Annotated in this window: 2 protein-coding genes; both read left to right on the top strand. The window is 40.0% G+C overall.

Annotation, left to right across the window (positions count from 1 at the left end; genetic code table 11):
* Positions 1-445 precede the first annotated feature (445 nt).
* A complete protein-coding gene (locus ACPUEY_RS13990; RefSeq protein WP_131273016.1) occupies positions 446-823 on the top strand; it encodes a hypothetical protein in 378 nt (125 codons plus the stop codon).
* Positions 817-1,992 (top strand): CsgG/HfaB family protein, encoded by a 1,176-nt coding sequence (locus tag ACPUEY_RS13985; RefSeq protein ID WP_425122453.1) that lies wholly within the window; start codon positions 817-819, stop codon positions 1,990-1,992. The genes ACPUEY_RS13990 and ACPUEY_RS13985 overlap by 7 nt, the downstream gene beginning before the upstream one ends.
* Positions 1,993-2,122: the final 130 nt, after the last annotated feature.

Here is a 2,122-nt window from a genome sequence, read left to right as displayed (position 1 = left end):
AGAATTACTTTATAAATACGCTTAATTGTGATTGGTTAATTATATTTTAATAAAAAATAGAAGTACGTCACATTTTGGAAAGAGTTCCAATAAAATCAAAGTTTACAACTTTTTAAAATTGAAAATGCTTTCATAATTGCAGTTTTGGTGTATGAGATTTTGATTTTTTAATATATAAAAAATATTATTAAAACTAAAATTTTGTTGTAAATTTTAATTTTAGGGAATTGTTACATAATGATTTCTTACAATTCAAAAATAAACAATAATTAACAATTTATTAATTATAACAACAAGATAATTTGTTATAGTAAACGTAATGCATGTAAAACCTCATAAATTTTGCCTTTTGTTTTTTTTATGTGATTTAATATTTTTAATATAAATTAAACCTTATTAATTAGAAAATAAATAAACATCCTGGATCAAAGGACGGGTAATGATTATGAAAATATCAGTGATCAATGTGGGTTTATTTTGTTGCTGTGTTTTGGGCAATGCTTATGCCACATCGGATGAATGGAGTCAGCGCTGGAAATCGTCAAGTGCCCGTTCCAATGAGAATCTGGTGCAGGCAAACCTGATCGAGCTCAAGGATTCTGATTATTATTCCGGCTTGGGAAAGACCACCATCAATAGCACCTCGACCAGCTCTATCGGTACAGTGAATTCGGCTACGAGCAATGTAAATATTAATGGTTCCAATAACGGTATAGACATTTCCAATGATACTACGAATGATGGGACTCTAAGTTCCACCACCACTCAAAATAATCAGCAATGCCCTAACTTAAGCACTCAACCGGGAGGCTCACTATGCTGAACTTTCCTTTAAATAGAAGAAAAATATCTTCTGTGAGTGCTTTGGTCATATTTAGTCAACTTATGACCGGGTGTACTGGCTTGGCGCCCTCAAACAAGAAGCCGGTCAGCCTGGTACAGGGGCCACCAATTACCGATATTTTTACCCCTTTTGATATGGCTTTATCCTGCCTGAAGGGGCAACTGCGCAGTGATGTCAGCTTTTCCGTTGGCGCGATTCTGGACCAGACCGGCAAAGATGTGGTGACCAATGGGGGCAGTGGCAAAATGGTGACCCAGGGCGCGGGAGATATGGTGCAGTCCGCCTTGTTTCAGGCCGGGGTCAGCCTGTTGAACCGGCGCGATCCACGGATTATCGAAAGTGAGGCCAAGTGGGGGATTCGTGATCCACGGCAAATCCAGGCTTCGGATTATTATGTGACGGGTAGCATTAACAGTCTGGACTTTATTCCGGGGGGCGGTGTGGACATGCAGATTGGTGGAGTGGGTCCGAATTACAGTCAAACCCGCATTATGGTGGGGTTGGATTTGTCTCTCACCGATACCCGTAGCAGTAAGGTGGTGGCCAATGTTTCGCTGCAAAAACAGATTGCTGCACAGGATTATGGTCTGAGTGCAGGCAGATTTGCTGGGCATACTTTGTTAAATATTCAGCTTGGCAAAGGGGAACGCGAGGCAACCAACTTTGCCCTGCGTCAAATGCTGAATCTGGGCACCTTTGAATTGCTTAGTCAGGTGATCCCACCTGCAACATTTGAAAGTTGCCGCGCGCAAATACCGCCTGAATTTGGCCAGTTGAGTTTAACCCGAAGTTCGGTTGCACTGTATAAATATAAGCAAAGCCAGCAGCAAAGTACCGCAAACTTACCGAGTACTGTTCTGGAATCGTCATCACATAAAACGAATTCACTCAATGAGAAAAATAAATCGACCGATTCACCCAGCAAAGATACTCAGCCACCCAAGAAAAAAGAGTCTGAATTGATTGAAAATCCTGAAGGGGAGTCTGAACCGAGCAAACAGGATTTGATTAAATATATCAGTATGAAAAAGCCTTCATCTTCTTTAAAAAAAATGAATGAAGAAAAAGACAATGAAAAGACTCAGATGCTGTGGGATGTTAATCCGGGAGTGGTCGAAAACTACTGGTCAAGCACGCAGCGTGATTAAAAGAAATATGAAAATGGGCTCGCTCCCATTATAAAAAGAAGTGCTTAGCGAGAAGTACTTCAAAATTAGAAAAAAGGAAAATAACCATGAATAAGACTATCAAAACAATCGCCTTATCTGTTGCCTTCGT

Origin of the sequence: Acinetobacter sp. G11 (assembly GCF_049808495.1) — a bacterium.
Taxonomy (GTDB): Bacteria; Pseudomonadota; Gammaproteobacteria; order Pseudomonadales; family Moraxellaceae; genus Acinetobacter; species Acinetobacter kookii.
This window is presented reverse-complemented; position numbering and strand designations above follow the sequence as displayed.